Origin of the sequence: Mesorhizobium silamurunense, from assembly GCF_014843825.1 — a bacterium.
GTDB classification, from domain to species: Bacteria; Pseudomonadota; Alphaproteobacteria; order Rhizobiales; family Rhizobiaceae; genus Mesorhizobium; species Mesorhizobium silamurunense.
In genome coordinates this window covers 13,325-28,013 of sequence record NZ_JHQR01000047.1, presented here as the reverse complement: position 1 = coordinate 28,013, position 14,689 = coordinate 13,325, and the positions used below count along the sequence as shown (strand labels likewise).

The window sequence follows — 14,689 nt, the reverse complement described above, 5'->3', positions numbered from 1 at the left end:
CGAAATGCTCATGAAAGTTGCGACATCAATCCATCCTTCCTCGGTCGTCGAAGAAGGGGCCCAGATCGGCGAGGGCGTCCGCATCGGGCCATTCTGCCATGTCAGCGCCGACGCGGTGATCGGTGACCGTGTCGAGTTGGTCAGCCACGTCGCGGTGATGGGCGCGACCACCATCGGCGCCGCGACCAAGGTCTATCCGATGGCGATCCTGGGTGGCCCGCCGCAGAACACAAAGCACAAGGGCGGCCGCACCACGCTGGTCATCGGCGAGAACTGCACGATCCGCGAAGGTGTCACCATGCATCTCGGCACGGATTCCAGCCGGGGTGAGACGACCGTGGGCGACAACGGCAATTTCCTGGCCTATGCCCACATCGCCCACGATTGCGTCGTCGGCAAGAACGCCACCTTCGCCAATGGGGCAACGCTCGGCGGGCATTGCGAGATCGGCGACAACGTCTATATCGGCGGCCTCAGCGCCGTTCATCAATTCGTGCGTGTCGGCGACAACGCCTTTCTCGGTGGGTGCTCGGCCTTTGTCGGCGACGTCATCCCCTATGCCATTGCCGTCGGCAATCGCGCCAGCCTGCGTGGCCTCAACATCATCGGCTTGAAGCGCTCCGGCCTGCCGCGCTCTGAGATCTACCTGCTGCGCAAGGCCTATAGGACGATTTTCGACCGCTCCCGGACCGTTGGCGAGAACGTGGAAATCGCCAAGGCCGAATTCGCCTCGTCGCCAACGGCCATGAAGATCATCGACTTCATCACCAGCCGTGGCAAGCGGCACTATGCCGTCCCGTCGCTCAAGGGTGGCGGCGGCAATGACGACGGCGATGACGAGGGCTGAGCCCGCCGAAGCAAGGCTTGCTCTCGCGCCGGGCTCCAGGGTCGGCATCATTGCCGGTGGCGGCAGCCTGCCGGTCGAGGTGGCGGAAGGCCTGGCCAAGCAAGGACATCCGCCTTTCATCATCCTGGCCAAGGGCGAGGTGGATCGCGAAGCGGACTTCGCCGCCTATGAGCAGGCGACGCTCGCGCTGGAAGACATCGGCTCCTTGCTTCCCTTGCTGAAACGCCAAGGCATCAGCCACCTGGTTCTGGCCGGCGAGATCAGGCGCAGGCCACGGCTCACCAAGATACGCCCGACTCCCGGTCTGCTGGCGATAATTCCCTCGGTGATCATTGCGCTGGCGCGCGGCGACGACGGACTTTTGAAGGTTCTTACCCGCGGGCTGGAAAAGCGCGGCATCACGGTTGTCGGCGCACATGAGATCGTCGCGGAGCTTACCGCCGGCGAGGGCACACTCACCGCCACAGGACCTAAGCAATCGGATTGGCGCGATATCGAGGCAGGCCGTGCGGCGGCCAAGGCGATCGGCGCGCTGGACATCGGCCAGGCGGCGATTGCGGTCGGAGGAAGGGTGATTGCGCTGGAAGGCATCGAAGGCACCAAGGGCCTGCTCGAAAGGACACGCGAATTGCGCGGGCACGGCCGGCTCGCCGGAAAGACGCGCGGCGTGCTCGTCAAATGCGCCAAGCCGGGTCAGGAACTGCGCGCCGACCTGCCCTCGATCGGTCCGCAGACGGTCGAGGCGGCACATGCCGCCGGCCTTGCCGGCATAGGCGTTGAAGCCGGCCGCTCGCTCATTCTCGAAGGCCCGACGACATTGGCGCGAGCCAATGCGCTTGGCTTGTTCATCGTCGGGCTTCCCGCGACGGAGCCGGCTGATGGTCGGTGAGAAGCCGCTCAGGATCGCCATCGTCGCCGGCGAGGAATCCGGCGACCTGCTCGGCGCTGACATCGTGCGCGCGCTCGAGAAGACCACCGGCCGTAAGATCCAGCTCGTCGGCATTGGCGGCCGGCATCTGCAGGAACTGGGGCTGACACCGCTCTTCGACGGCAGCGAGATCGCGCTGATGGGCTTCAGCGCCGTCTTGCGCGACCTGCCGCGGCTGATGCGCCGGATCAGCCAGACGGCAGCCACCATTGCGGCGGAGCGGCCGGATTGCCTGATCACCATCGACAGCCCTGACTTTTCGTTGCGCGTTGCCAAAAAGGTCCGTGCCGCCGCGCCAACTATCCCGATCGTCCACTATGTCTGCCCGAGCGTTTGGGCGTGGCGACCGGGCAGGGCGGCGGCAATGAAACCCTATGTCGATCACATCCTTTGCATTCTGCCTTTCGAAGTGAAGGCGCTTGCCCGGCTCGGCGGGCCACCCGGCACCTATGTCGGCCACCGGCTGACGCAGGATCCTGGCGTACTCGGCGCCGTCAAGGCGCAGAGCTTGCCGCGCGACCTGTCGGAGGATCGCGTCAAGACGCTGCTGGTGCTGCCGGGCTCACGCCGCGGCGAGGTGCGTCGGCTGATCGAGCCGTTCGGCAAGGCAATGTCGGTCCTGCGCCAGCGCGGCCACCGGTTGCGCCTGCTGCTGCCGACGGTGCCGCATGTCGCTGACTTGGTGAAAACGTCGGTCGCGAGTTGGGACGAGAAGCCCGAGATCATCACCGACCCGGAGCGCAAATGGCAGGCTTTCGGCAAGGCCGACGCGGCTCTGATCGCGTCCGGAACGGTTTCGCTGGAGCTGGCGCTATCCGGTGTTCCGATGGTCTCCAGCTACAAGCTCGACCCGATAGCGCGGCAATTGCTGCAGCACCTGGTGACGACGTGGTCGGCGCTGCTGCCCAATCTGATCGCCGATCGCGCGCTGGTGCCGGAGTTCTACGATCAGTATGTCAGGCCGGAGAACCTGGCGCGTCAGCTGGAAGCCCTGTTTGCCGATACCGGCGTGCGCGCCTGGCAGAAGGCAGGTTTCGCCGAGATCGCCAGGCGCATGGCAACGGAGAGGCCATCGGGGGAGATCGCGGCCGAGGTGGTGTTGGGATGCATGAAGAAGGCAGTAGGCAGTGGGCAGTAGGCATCTTATTCCCTACTGCCCATTCCCTATTCCTACCTCTTCGCAATCGGCACGTAGTCGCGTTCCGTGGCGCCGGTGTAGAGCTGGCGCGGGCGGCCGATCTTCTGGTGCGGGTCTTCGATCATTTCCTTCCACTGCGCGATCCAGCCGACGGTGCGGGCAACCGCAAACAGCACGGTGAACATGGTGGTGGGGAAGCCCAGCGCCTTCAGCGTGATGCCCGAGTAGAAGTCGACGTTGGGATAGAGCTTCTTCTCGATGAAATATTCGTCGGTGAGCGCGATCTTTTCCAGCTCCATCGCGATGTCGAGCAGCGGATCGTCCTTGATGCCGAGCTCGCCCAGCACCTCATGCGCCGTCTTCTGCATGATCTTGGCGCGCGGATCGTAGTTCTTATAGACGCGATGGCCGAAGCCCATCAGGCGGAACGGATCGTTCTTGTCCTTGGCGCGGGCAATGAACTCGGGGATGTGGTCGACATGGCCGATCTCGCCCAGCATGTTGAGGGCAGCCTCGTTGGCGCCGCCATGCGCCGGACCCCAGAGGCAGGCGATGCCGGCGGCGATGCAGGCGAACGGGTTGGCGCCCGAAGAACCGGCAAGGCGCACCGTCGAGGTCGAGGCGTTCTGCTCGTGGTCGGCGTGCAGGATGAAGATGCGCTCCATGGCGCGCGCCAGCACCGGATTGATCTTGTACTCCTCGCACGGCACGGCAAAGCACATGTGCAGGAAGTTGGCGGCGAAGTTCAGCTCGTTCTTCGGGTAAATAAAGGGTTGGCCGATATGGTATTTATAGGCCATCGCCGCGATCGTCGGCATCTTGGCGATCAGCCGCATCGAGGCGACCATGCGCTGATACGGATCCGAGATATCGGTGGAGTCGTGATAGAAGGCCGACAGCGCGCCGACCACGCCGCACATCACCGCCATCGGAGGCGCGTCGGGGCGGAAGCCGGTGAAGAAGCGCGACATCTGTTCATGCACCATGGTGTGGCGCGTCACGCGGTAGTCGAAGTCGTCCTTCTGCGCCTTGGTCGGCAATTCGCCATAAAGCAGGAGGTAGCAGACCTCGAGGAAGTCGCCATGCTCGGCAAGCTGGTCGATCGGATAGCCGCGATGCAAGAGAATGCCGGCATCGCCGTCGATGAAAGTGATCGCCGACTCGCAGCTCGCCGTGGAGGTGAAACCGGGATCGTAGGTGAAGGCGCCGGTGGTGCTGTAGAGCGCGCCGATATCGATGACGTCAGGCCCGGTAGAGCCGCTTCGCACCTTGAATTCGTGGGTCTTGCCGGCGAGTTCGAGCCTTGCGGTCGACTCACGCGCCTTGCCGCCCGATTCCAGTTTTGTCGCAGCTTCGCTCATTGCAAACTCCTTTATGTTTCCTCATGCCGGCAAGGCAATTCCTGCAAACGACACGTCGAAATCACCGGAATGCGCGAACTTGCCACCGCATTTTAGGAGGTGCGTGCCAGATTGGGCCAGGGCCTAATGTTGCACTGCGAAACACACCTTTCAATGCCAATCTTTTTGGGCCAGTTCGCTCCTAATCGATTTGATCTCCAATCCGCGCCAGGCTTTCCTCGCGCCCCAGCACGGCAAGCACGTCGAACACGCCGGGCGAGGTGCTGCGGCCGGTGAGCGCGGCTCTCAGCGGTTGGGCCACGGCGCCGAGCTTGTGGCCGCCGGCCTGGGCAAAGTCGCGAATTGCGGCTTCCGCGGCTGCGGCGCTCCATTCGCCGGAGATCGCGGCGAGCGCGGCATAGGCGCCGCGCAGAATGGCTCGCGCATCAATGCCGAGCAATCCGGCGGCCTTCTCCTCAAGCTGCAGCGGCCGCTCGGCGAACAGAAAGGCGGCTCCGTCCACGAGCTCGACCAGCGTCTTCGCGCGCTCCTTGAGACCAGGCATGGCGGCAAGCAGTTGTGCCTTGCGCCTGTCATCGAGCTTGGCCGCGAGCGCCGGGCCGCCTTCGAGATAGGGCAGGGTGGCGACGAAGACGTCGAAGAGAGCGCTGTCGTCCATCTTGCGCATATGCACGCCGTTCAGCGCCTCGAGCTTGGCGAAGTCGAAGCGTGCGGCGCCCTTGTTGACGTCGCCGATATCGAACCAGGAGATCATGTCCTTGATCGACATCACCTCGTCGTCGCCGTGGCTCCAGCCGAGCCTCGCCAGATAGTTGAGCAGGGCCTCCGGCAGATAGCCCATCGCGCGATAGGCTTCGACGCCGAGCGCGCCGTGGCGCTTCGACAGCTTGGCGCCGTCAGCGCCGTGGATCAGCGGGATGTGCGACATCGACGGCACGGTCCAGCCCATGGCGTTGTAGATCACGGTCTGGCGCGCGGCATTGGTCAGGTGGTCGTCGCCGCGGATGATGTGGGTGACGCCCATGTCGTGATCGTCGACGACGACGGCGTGCATGTAGGTCGGATTGCCGTCCGAACGCAGGATGATGAAGTCGTCGAGGTCCTTGTTCGGAAAGCGCACCTCGCCCTGCACGCGGTCGTGCACGATCGTCTCGCCCTCTTTCGGGGCCTTGATGCGGATGGCGCCCTTGACGCCGGGGGGCGCCTCGGACGGGTCGCGGTCGCGCCACTGGCCGTTGTAGCGCGGCGGCAGGCCCTTGGCCCGCGCCGCCTCGCGCATCGCCTCCAACTCGGCGGGCGTCTCATAGCTGTAATAAGCCTTGCCCAGGCGCACGAGCTCCTCGGCCACCTCGCGGTGGCGTGGCGCGCGCTCGAACTGCGACACGGCCTCGCCGTCCCATGAGAGGCCGAGCCAGGTCAGTCCGTCCAGGATGGCAGCCGTCGCAGCGTCGGTGGAGCGTTCGCGATCGGTGTCCTCGATGCGCAGCAGCATCGTGCCGCCGGTGTGCTTGGAGTAAAGCCAGTTGAACAGCGCCGTGCGCGCCCCGCCGATATGCAGGTAGCCAGTTGGCGAGGGGGCAAAGCGGGTGACGACCTTGTCGGACATGGAACTCTCGAGGAAGCACTGAAGCGGGCGTGATTGCGCGGACTTTCGCGCGGTCGGCGTTGATGTAGCATAGGAGGTCTGGGGCGCAAGGGGCAGACCCGATGGCTGGACGTGGCCGGGGTGCGGAGGAGGGCGAGGGGACGACGGCTGGCGTCAGCGAGCGCCTGCTGTTTGCCGGCACAATGCCTGCTGAAGCAGCACCGGTTTTGCTCCCCGAGCGACACCCGCCTGCGGAGGTTCCGTCGCCCGACGGCGCCCCCGCCCGCCCGACGTCTCCGCCGGCAGCCATCGACCGGATCCGCCGGCAGTTCCGCGGCGCCTCGTTTTTCGCGTTTCGCCGGAGCGCCGCCGTCGCGGCCGCCACCGAACTCGACCGCGGCGTCGGCTTCCTGCTGGTGCCGGTGTTCCTGGCCGCCGGCGTGATCCTCTATTTTTCCCTGAATGCCGAGCCGGATCTCTACAGGCCGCTGGCGGCGGTGGCGCTGATGGCTGTCTGCGCAGCGGTATCCCGCTCCTGGTAGAAGACGCATCTCGTCTTCATGGCGGCGCTGTTTTGCGCCTTGGGCTTTGTCGCCGCGAAGGTCGAGACATGGCGGGTCGCAACACCGATGCTCGGTTCCGAGATCCAGACGCGGCTGACGGGGCGCGTCGTCGTTGCCGAGGAGATGGCCAATGGCCGCGTCAGGTTGACGATCGACCTCGTCTCGACCGCGCACCCGAAGCTGCGCTACGCTCCGGACCGCGTCAGGCTTTCGGCGCGCAGGATCCCGCCCGACATGAAGGCAGGATCGCTGGTGACGGGCTATGCACGGCTTTTGCCGCCGACCGGACCGGTCCGCCCCGAAAGCTATGACTTTTCCTTCGACAGCTATTTTTCCGGCATCGGAGGCAGCGGGTTTTTCCTCGGCGATCCCAAAGTCGTTCCGACAACCGACCCGCCCGCCGAGACGAACATCGCCTCGACGATTGAGAACGCGCGCGAAAACATTGCCGATCATATCAGAAGCACCGTCGGCGGTCCTGAAGGCGAGATCGCCGCGGCGCTGATCGTCGGCGTTCGCGCCGGCATTCCCGAGGACATCAACGAAGCGATGCGGCGGACGGGCATCTATCACATCATCTCGATTTCCGGCCTGCACATGGCGCTGGTCGCCGGCACGGTCATGCTTCTGCTGCGCGGTGCGTTCGCGCTGTTTCCGGATTTTTCGTCACGGCGCCCGGTGAAGAAATACGCAGCGGCAATCGCGCTGGTGTCGATCGCCGCTTATCTCGTCATCTCCGGCGTGGTGGTCGCCGGCCGAGCGAAGCTTCATCATGCTGGCGGTGATGCTGGTCGCCGTGCTGTTCGACCGCGCGGCGCTGACGATGCGCAACCTGGCGATCTCGGCCATTGCCGTCATCCTGGTGTCGCCGCATGAAGTGGTTGGGCCGAGCTTCCAGATGTCGTTTGCAGCCACGGCCGCCCTTGTCGGCGCTTACGCCGGCTGGGCCGACTACCGCGCCGACAAAGTGAGAGCGCCGCCGATCAAGCGCTCGTTCGTCGGCTTCCTGTCCAGAAAGCTCGCAGCCGGAGCGGGTGGCGCTGCTTTGACGTCGATCATCGCCGGAAGTGCCACGGCGCTGTTTGCCATCTGGCACTTCCAGCGCGTCTCGCCACTCAGCCTATTGGCCAATCTGGCGATCATGCCGATCGTCACGGTCGTGATGTTCCTCGCTGTCGCCAGCGCGGTCATGATGCCCTTCGGCTTCGACGGGCCTTTCCTCTACGTGATGGGCAAGGGCCTGACGGCGATGATCGCGATCTCGGCGTGCATTTCGGAATGGTCGCCGGTCGATGCCGTGGGGCTGATCTCGATCCACTCGGTGCTGTTGGCGACGATCGCGCTCGTCATCGGCACTATGGCGACCACCTGGCTCAGGCTGGCCGCAATTCCTTTCGCAGTCGCGGCCTTGCTGACCATCCCGCAGGTGCGCACGCCGGACCTGCTGATCTCGGAGGATGCGCATCTGGTGGCCATGCCGATCGGCGGCGGCGAGCTCGCCGTCAACCGTGCCCGCTCCAACGAGTTCACCACCGAGAACTGGAAACGCGCGCTCAAGGCCGAAACAATCGTGCCGCCGGAGACATTTGCGAAAGGCGCGCTGGATATTGCCGACCCCGTCGACCTGCCGCCGGGATCGCCCTTTTACTGCACGAGCGATCTCTGCATTGGCCGGCACCCATCCGGCGCGATCGTCGCGTTGGCGGAAAATCGCAACAGCGCTCGCCCGGCCTGCGGCTTCGCCGACCTCATCGTCATCAATGACGCAACGGCCTACAATCCTTGCCGCGATCCGCGCATTCTCGTCGTCACCAAGCGCCAGCTTGCGCGTGAGCCGTCTTCTTCGACCCGCAATCGGCGACGGCGCGACCAACTATTCAATATGCCGTCGAAAAACCGTACCGCCCCTGGCACGAACAGCGGCGCTACTCGCGCGAGGCGAGAGGGTTAGCGCCTTACAAGAAGCCTGAGAAGCCACAGACCACGCAGCCAGCCACTCAGTAGCGGCGGATGAGCCCGACGAGCTTGCCCTGCACCTTGACGCGATCGGGACCGAAGATGCGGGTCTCATAGGCCGGGTTGGCGGCCTCGAGCGCGATCGAGGCACCCTTGCGGCGGAAGCGCTTCAGCGTCGCTTCCTCGTCGTCGACAAGGGCCACCACGATCTCGCCGGGGCTAGCCGTGTTGGCGTTGCGGATGATCACCGTATCGCCGTCGAAGATGCCCGCCTCGATCATCGAGTCGCCCTTGACCTCCAGGGCGTAGTGCTCGCCGCCCGCGATCATGTCCGGCGGCACCGTGATCGAATGCGTCTGGTGCTGGATGGCATCGATCGGCACACCCGCTGCGATGCGGCCCATAACCGGAATGGACACGGCTGAAACGGCGTCGTCGTCATTGCTGGGCGTAGGCGTGCGCGAGGGCGCCGCAGGCTTGATCTGCCGGCCGAGATTGCCTTGGCCGCCCTGGATGACGCTCGGCGAGAATTTCTTCGCCGCATTGAGGCCGGGCGCGATCGAATCGGGCAGCCTCAGGACTTCAAGAGCGCGCGCCCGGTTCGGCAGCCGGCGAATGAAACCGCGCTCTTCCAGCGCCGTGATCAGGCGATGGATGCCGGACTTCGAGGCAAGGTCGAGCGCTTCCTTCATCTCGTCGAAAGACGGCGGAATGCCGCTTTCCTTGAGCCGTTCATGGATGAACATCAGCAGTTCATGTTGTTTGCGCGTCAGCATGGCGACCCCATGGGTTCTGAAACCAGAATCAGAAAACAAACCCAGAACAAACACTATCTGTTCCAGTTGTGTTCCGCAACCGTTTAAAGTTTAGTGAATGTGTTGACGTTTTGTTCAGCGTAACATCAGAACGCTGCATTCGGCGCCGGCTTCCGCCGCCGGGGCGAAGGGCTCACGCACGATCAGGCCATTAGCCTCGGCAAGCATTCTCAGCATCGAGGAATCCTGGATGCCAAACGGTGTCGCGACCAACTGTCCGGCCTCCTCGCGCACGACGGCCCGCACATAGTCCTGCCTGAGATCGTTGGCGTGCATCGCGGCAGCCAACCGCGCGGTGCGGATGTCCTGTCGGTAATTGCGGCCGCCCAGCCGCGCCAGAAGCGGCTTCAGGAACAATTGCGAGCAGACAAGGCTCGCCACCGGATTGCCAGGCAGGCCAAGGCAGCGGATGTTACCAAGCCGGCCAAACATCAACGGTTTGCCGGGACGCATGGCGATCTTCCAGAAATCGAGCTGCATGCCTTCGCCGGTGAGCACGTCGTGGATCAGGTCGTGGTCGCCGACCGAGGCGCCGCCGAGAGTGACGATGATATCGGCGCCTGCTGAGACCGCTTTCTTGACCAAAGCCGCGATCGCGTGCTGCCGGTCGGCGGCGATGCCGAGGTCGAGCGCGCGCGCTCCAACCGACTGGGCCGTGGCTGTGACGCCATAGGCATTGGACGAGATGATCTGGTCGGGGCCGAGCGCGCTGCCGGGAGGCAGCAACTCGTCGCCCGTGGCGATGATGGCAACCAGCGGCCGACGCACCACATTGAGGCTTGGATGGTTGGCGGACGCCGCCAGCGAAAGCGCCGCGGGATCGAGCTGGCGACCTTTTTCGAGCAGCAGGTCGCCCTGGCCAAAGTCGAGCCCACGGCGACGGACATTGCGTCCTTGCGCGGTCGGCTCGGTCACTTCGATGCCGCCGCCGCCGAGGTCGCGGACATTCTCCTGGATGACGACGGTGTCGGCGCCTTCGGGGAGCGGCGCGCCGGTGAAGATGCGCACGGCCTCGCCCTTGCCGACGGAGCCGGCAAAGCCGCTTCCGGCGGGCGCCATGCCGATCACGGAGAGTCGCGCCGGAGCCGAGGCCACGTCCGCAAAGCGTGCGGCATAACCGTCCATCGCTGACGCATTGAACGGTGGCTGCGTGCGCAGCGCCACCACCGGTTCGGCCAGCACCCGACCGGCCGCCTCGGCGATTGGAACGCTTTCGCCAGGCAACGCGGTTGCGCCGTCCAACAGGCGCTCGAGCGCCTCGGCGACCGGAACCAGCGCCATCTTAAGAACCTGCCCCATGTTTGGCGGCTTTGTAGTCGCCCGACTTGCCGCCGGTCTTCTCGACCAGCCTGATGCCGGAAATCACCATGGCGCGGTCCACCGCCTTGGCCATGTCGTAGATGGTGAGGCAGGCGACCGACGCCGCGGTCAGCGCCTCCATCTCCACCCCAGTCTTGGCGGTGACGCGGGCAAGCGCGGTCACCCTTAGGCCGGGGAGCGTGCGGTCGGGCTCGATATCGACGGCGACCTTGGTCAGAAGCAATGGATGGCAGAGCGGGATCAGCTCATGCGTCTTCTTGGCCGCCATGATGCCGGCGATGCGCGCCGTGCCCAGAACGTCGCCTTTCTTGGCGTCGCCTGCGAGGATCATCTCCAGTGTTTCCGGCCGCATGGAAACAAAACCTTCGGCAATTGCCGTGCGTGTCGTCTCGGCCTTGTCGCCGACATCGACCATGTTGGCTTCGCCCTTGGCGCCGAGATGGGTAAGCTCAGGCATCCTCAAACGGCCTCGGCCGGCGCCTTGCCCGTCAGCAGAAGCGAGGTCGCGGCTGCCACGTCGGCCTGCCGCATCAGGCTCTCGCCGACGAGGAAGGTGCCGATCTTGCTCTTTTCCAGCCGGCGGCAATCCTGATGGGTGAAGATGCCGCTCTCGCTGACCAGCAGCCGGTCGGCCGGCACCATGGCGGCAAGCCGCTCGGAAACGTCGAGGCTGGTCTCGAACGTCCTCAAATCGCGATTGTTGATGCCGATCAGCCGTGACGAGAGGCGAAGCGCGCGCTCCGTTTCCTTCTCGTCATGCACCTCGACCAGCGCGTCCATGCCGAGTTCGCAGGCCGTCGCTTCGAGCTCGCTGGCCAAAGCGTCGTCGACGCTTGCCATGATGATGAGGATCGCGTCCGCGCCCCAGGCCCTGGCTTCATAGACCTGGTATGGATCGAAGAGGAAATCCTTCCGCAGGGCGGGCAGGCCGACGGCGGCGCGCGCCGCGGTCAGAAAGCCCGGCGCGCCCTGGAAGGACGGAGCGTCGGTCAGGACCGAAAGGCAGGCAGCACCCCCCTGCTGATATGCCCTGGCGAGCGCCGGCGGATCGAAGTCGGCGCGGATCAAGCCCTTGGAGGGACTGGCCTTCTTGATCTCGGCGATCAGCGCGAAGCCGCCAGCCTTCCGCTTGGTCTCGAGCGCCGCGAGGAAGCCGCGCGGCGGCTCCGTATCCTTGGCCTTGGCCTTGATACCGGCAAGCGGCGCGCTGAGCTTCGCCGCGGCGATCTCTTCACGCTTATAGGCTTCGATCTTGCGCAGTATGTCGGACAAGGTTCTAACCGTTCGAAATCTCGATGAGCTTGTCGAGCACCGCGAGCGCCCGGCCGCTGTCGATGGCTTGCGCGGCGGCCTCAATACCGTCGGCAAACGTCGTCGCCTTGCCGGCCACCACCAGCCCGGCGCCGGCATTCATCAGCACCGTGTCGCGATAGGCGCCGGGATCGCCGCCCAGCATATCGCGCAATGCCGTGGCATTATAGGCCGCATCGCCACCGCGCAGCTCTTCCTTGCTGTGCCGCTTCAGTCCCACCGCTTCCGGGGTGAGCGTGAAGCCGCGGATTTCGCCGCCGGCGAGCTCGGCCACCTGCGTCTCGCCGGTGGTGGTGATCTCGTCGTAGCCGTCGCCGTGCACGACCCAGGCGTGATCGGCCCCAAGCGCCTTCAGCGTCTCGGCCACCGGCGTGATCCATTCCGGCAGGAAGACGCCGACCATCTGGCGGCTGACGCCGGCCGGATTGGACAGCGGACCAAGCAGGTTGAAGATCGTGCGAGTGCCGAGTTCACCCCGGATCGGGCCTACATGCTTCATTGCCGGATGATGCGCCGGCGCGAACATGAAGCCGACGCCGGCCTCGTGGATGCAGCGGCTGATCGTCTCCGGCGGAATGTCGATCTTGACGCCGATTGCCGTCAGCACGTCGGCGGAACCGGTCAAAGAGGACAGGCCGCGATTGCCGTGCTTGGCGACCGGAACGCCCGCCGCCGCGATGACGAAGGCCGAGGCGGTCGAGATGTTGACGCTGTGCGAATTGTCACCGCCGGTGCCGACGATGTCGATGGCGCCATGCGGAGCTTCGACGCGCAGCATCTTGGCGCGCATGGTGGCCACGGCGCCGGAAATCTCGCTTACGGCTTCGCCGCGCACGCGCAACGCCATCAAGAAACCGCCGATCTGGCCCGGCGTCGCATCGCCAGACATGATGATGTCGAAGGCCTCGCGCGCCTCCTCGAAGGAGAGCGCGGTGCCGGTGGCGACCTTGGCTATGTGTGTCTTGAGAGCGCTCATCGTGTCTGTGCTTGGGAAACGGCGGCCGGATCGATGCGAACGTCATACTGCGACTGCAGCTGCGCCACCAACTGGTCGAGCAGATCGTCGGATATGCCGGCGCTGAAGGACTTCTGCGCATCGTCCGGGACGGAGCTGCCATCGGCGCCGGCCGGTTCAAAGACCTCGGCGACCTTGAACAGGATCTGGCCGTCGCCCGTGGGCGAGGGGATCAGACCCGTACCGCCTTCGCCGACGCCGAACATGGCCGCAGCACCTTCCTTGCCGAAATCGGCATCGTCGGCTTCGCGCTTCAGGCCGCGCTTGGTCTGTTTCTCGAGTTTCAGCTCGCCCGCGATCACGTCGAGCGTCGTACCGGCCTTGAGGCGCTTTTCCAACTCCTCAGCCTTCGCGTCGAGCCGCTTGTCGGTCTCGGCGGCCGTCCAGTCGGCAGCCACCTTCTGGCGGACTTCGTCCAGCGCGCGGTCACGCGCCGGCGTGATCGACTGGACTTCGTAGAAAACGAAGCCGTTGTCGGCGGTGGTCAGGCCTTCATTCTCCGTGTTCGGCTCGGCCTCGAAGACCGCCTTGATGAGATCCGCCGATTGCGGCAGGTCGTTGACGACCGTGCCGTCCGGCCGCTGGCCGGTGCGGTCGATGGCGTCGATAGTGACGACCTTGAGCTTCAGCTTTTCTGCCGCCTGGGCAAGCGAGGCGCCCGAGGCGCGGGTGTCCTCGTAGCTGTCGTGGACGTCGAGCAGGATGCGGCTCGCCTCGCCGAGCGCCAGGTCCTTGCGGATCTGGTCGGACACTTCGGAGAGGGGCTTCACCACCTGCGGCTTGATCTCAGTGACGCGCAGCAGCACCGGGCCGAAGGCGCCCTGGACCACGGGGCTGACCTCGTTGGCGTTGAGCGAGAAGGCAGCGTCGGCGACCGCCTTGTCGGCGATCTTATCCTTGGCCAGCATGCCGAGCAGCGTGTCGGCCTGGGTCTTGCCTTCGGCGGTGACGATCTTGTCGAAGGTAGCGCCGGTCTTCAGAGAGTCATATGCCGCCTTGGCCGCATCCGGCGTCTTGAACACCAGCTGTTCGATGGTGCGCATTTCAGGCGTGGTGTATCGCGCTTTGTTCTTGTTGTAGTCGTCGGCGACTTGGCTGTCGGTCACCGCCGTGGGGTCCATGATGTCCTGCGGCTCCAGCCGGATATAGGAGAACTTGCGGTATTCCGGCGCGGCGTAGTTCTTCTTGTTGGCTTCGAAATAGGTTTTCAGCGCGCTGTCAGCCGGCGCCTCGATCGGCTGCACAAGCGTCTTCGGCAAAACGAGATAATCGATCGTGCGGTCCTCGCCGCGATAGAGCGCGACAGCCTTCAGGAAGGTCTGCGGCGCCTTGAGACCGTCGGAAATCGCCTCGACGATCTGCTGGCGCACTGCCACCTGCGAGCGGTTCTTCAGATAGTCCTCGGGCCGCATGCCGACCTGGCGAAGCAGATATTCGAAGGTCCTGCGGTCGAACTGGCCGCTCGGGCCCTTGAAGGCCGGATCCTCGCGCGTCAACTCGGCCAGCCGATCCTTGGAAAGGCCAAGCCCCAGCTTGCGCGCCTGCTCGTCAAGCACGGCGCCCGAAACGAGTTGCGCCAGAACCTGGTTGTCGATGCCGAGGAGCTTCGCCTGCTCCCGCGTGATGCGCTGGCCGTATTGCTGCGACAACAGATTGATCTGGCGATCGTAGGCGAGGCGGTACTCATTGATCGACACCGTTGTGCCGCCGGCGGTGATCACGGAATGATGGCCGGCCAAGGTTCCCGACAGGCGCCCGGAAATACCCCAGACGGCAAAGCTCACCACCAGCAACGACAGCAACGCCTTCGCGATCCAGGTGCTCGCCGCGCTTCTCAATAAACCAAGCAT

11 protein-coding genes and 1 pseudogene are annotated in these 14,689 nt (G+C 64.9%); 4 read left to right on the top strand and 8 right to left on the bottom strand.

Annotated elements, in window-relative coordinates:
• The first annotated feature begins 10 nt into the window (after positions 1 to 10).
• Genes lpxA through lpxB form a run of 3 tightly spaced genes read left to right on the top strand, consistent with a single transcriptional unit; the run spans position 11 to position 2,913 of the window.
• Positions 11 to 847, top strand: a complete 837-nt coding sequence (gene lpxA, locus DH10_RS04840; protein ID WP_192384328.1) for an acyl-ACP--UDP-N-acetylglucosamine O-acyltransferase — start codon at positions 11 to 13, stop codon at positions 845 to 847.
• Positions 822 to 1,736: an LpxI family protein gene (locus DH10_RS04835; protein ID WP_192384326.1), complete on the top strand. Its 915-nt coding sequence runs from the start codon at positions 822 to 824 to the stop codon at positions 1,734 to 1,736. The genes lpxA and DH10_RS04835 overlap by 26 nt, the downstream gene beginning before the upstream one ends.
• Positions 1,726 to 2,913: a lipid-A-disaccharide synthase gene (gene lpxB / locus DH10_RS04830; protein ID WP_192384324.1), complete on the top strand. Its 1,188-nt coding sequence runs from the start codon at positions 1,726 to 1,728 to the stop codon at positions 2,911 to 2,913. The genes DH10_RS04835 and lpxB overlap by 11 nt, the downstream gene beginning before the upstream one ends.
• Before the next feature lie 32 nt (positions 2,914 to 2,945).
• Here lpxB and gltA read toward each other — a convergent pair whose 3' ends face one another.
• Both gltA and gltX read right to left on the bottom strand, forming a co-directional pair.
• Positions 2,946 to 4,274, bottom strand: a complete 1,329-nt coding sequence (gltA, locus tag DH10_RS04825) for a citrate synthase (protein WP_192384322.1) — start codon at positions 4,272 to 4,274, stop codon at positions 2,946 to 2,948.
• A 181-nt stretch (positions 4,275 to 4,455) separates the two neighbouring features.
• On the bottom strand, positions 4,456 to 5,880 hold the full coding sequence (gene gltX, locus DH10_RS04820) for a glutamate--tRNA ligase (protein WP_192245186.1): 1,425 nt from the start codon (positions 5,878 to 5,880) through the stop codon (positions 4,456 to 4,458).
• Positions 5,881 to 5,981: 101 nt separating this feature from the next.
• Between gltX and DH10_RS04815 the strand changes: the two are divergent.
• A pseudogene (locus DH10_RS04815) lies at positions 5,982 to 8,426 on the top strand (ComEC/Rec2 family competence protein).
• Here DH10_RS04815 and lexA read toward each other — a convergent pair.
• From lexA to DH10_RS04785, 6 genes are all read right to left on the bottom strand, one after another.
• On the bottom strand, positions 8,420 to 9,154 hold the full coding sequence (gene lexA, locus DH10_RS04810) for a transcriptional repressor LexA (protein WP_192245184.1): 735 nt from the start codon (positions 9,152 to 9,154) through the stop codon (positions 8,420 to 8,422). The pseudogene DH10_RS04815 and the gene lexA sit on opposite strands and share 7 nt — an antisense overlap.
• A gap of 114 nt (positions 9,155 to 9,268) precedes the next feature.
• Positions 9,269 to 10,474 (bottom strand): molybdopterin molybdotransferase MoeA, encoded by a 1,206-nt coding sequence (locus DH10_RS04805; RefSeq protein WP_192384364.1) that lies wholly within the window; start codon positions 10,472 to 10,474, stop codon positions 9,269 to 9,271.
• Between the two features lies 1 nt (position 10,475).
• Positions 10,476 to 10,970, bottom strand: a complete 495-nt coding sequence (gene moaC, locus DH10_RS04800) for a cyclic pyranopterin monophosphate synthase MoaC (RefSeq protein WP_192245181.1) — start codon at positions 10,968 to 10,970, stop codon at positions 10,476 to 10,478.
• Between the two features lie 2 nt (positions 10,971 to 10,972).
• Positions 10,973 to 11,785, bottom strand: coding sequence for an indole-3-glycerol phosphate synthase TrpC (trpC, locus tag DH10_RS04795; RefSeq protein ID WP_192245179.1), 813 nt, complete (start codon positions 11,783 to 11,785; stop codon positions 10,973 to 10,975).
• Between the two features lie 4 nt (positions 11,786 to 11,789).
• Positions 11,790 to 12,800 (bottom strand): anthranilate phosphoribosyltransferase, encoded by a 1,011-nt coding sequence (trpD, locus tag DH10_RS04790; protein ID WP_192384320.1) that lies wholly within the window; start codon positions 12,798 to 12,800, stop codon positions 11,790 to 11,792.
• On the bottom strand, positions 12,797 to 14,689 hold the full coding sequence (locus DH10_RS04785) for a SurA N-terminal domain-containing protein (RefSeq protein WP_192245177.1): 1,893 nt from the start codon (positions 14,687 to 14,689) through the stop codon (positions 12,797 to 12,799). The genes trpD and DH10_RS04785 overlap by 4 nt, the downstream gene beginning before the upstream one ends.

Excerpts from the sequence above, each read along its gene's own strand:
- lpxA (WP_192384328.1), top strand. The coding sequence starts at position 11 with ATGAAAGTTGCGACATCAATCCATCCTTCCTCGGTCGTCGAAGAAGGG.
- DH10_RS04835 (WP_192384326.1), top strand. The coding sequence starts at position 822 with ATGACGACGGCGATGACGAGGGCTGAGCCCGCCGAAGCAAGGCTTGCT.
- lpxB (WP_192384324.1), top strand. The coding sequence starts at position 1,726 with ATGGTCGGTGAGAAGCCGCTCAGGATCGCCATCGTCGCCGGCGAGGAA.
- gltA (WP_192384322.1), bottom strand. The coding sequence starts at position 4,274 with ATGAGCGAAGCTGCGACAAAACTGGAATCGGGCGGCAAGGCGCGTGAG.
- gltX (WP_192245186.1), bottom strand. The coding sequence starts at position 5,880 with ATGTCCGACAAGGTCGTCACCCGCTTTGCCCCCTCGCCAACTGGCTAC.
- lexA (WP_192245184.1), bottom strand. The coding sequence starts at position 9,154 with ATGCTGACGCGCAAACAACATGAACTGCTGATGTTCATCCATGAACGG.
- DH10_RS04805 (WP_192384364.1), bottom strand. The coding sequence starts at position 10,474 with ATGGCGCTGGTTCCGGTCGCCGAGGCGCTCGAGCGCCTGTTGGACGGC.
- moaC (WP_192245181.1), bottom strand. The coding sequence starts at position 10,970 with ATGCCTGAGCTTACCCATCTCGGCGCCAAGGGCGAAGCCAACATGGTC.
- trpD (WP_192384320.1), bottom strand. The coding sequence starts at position 12,800 with ATGAGCGCTCTCAAGACACACATAGCCAAGGTCGCCACCGGCACCGCG.
- DH10_RS04785 (WP_192245177.1), bottom strand. The coding sequence starts at position 14,689 with ATGCTTGGTTTATTGAGAAGCGCGGCGAGCACCTGGATCGCGAAGGCG.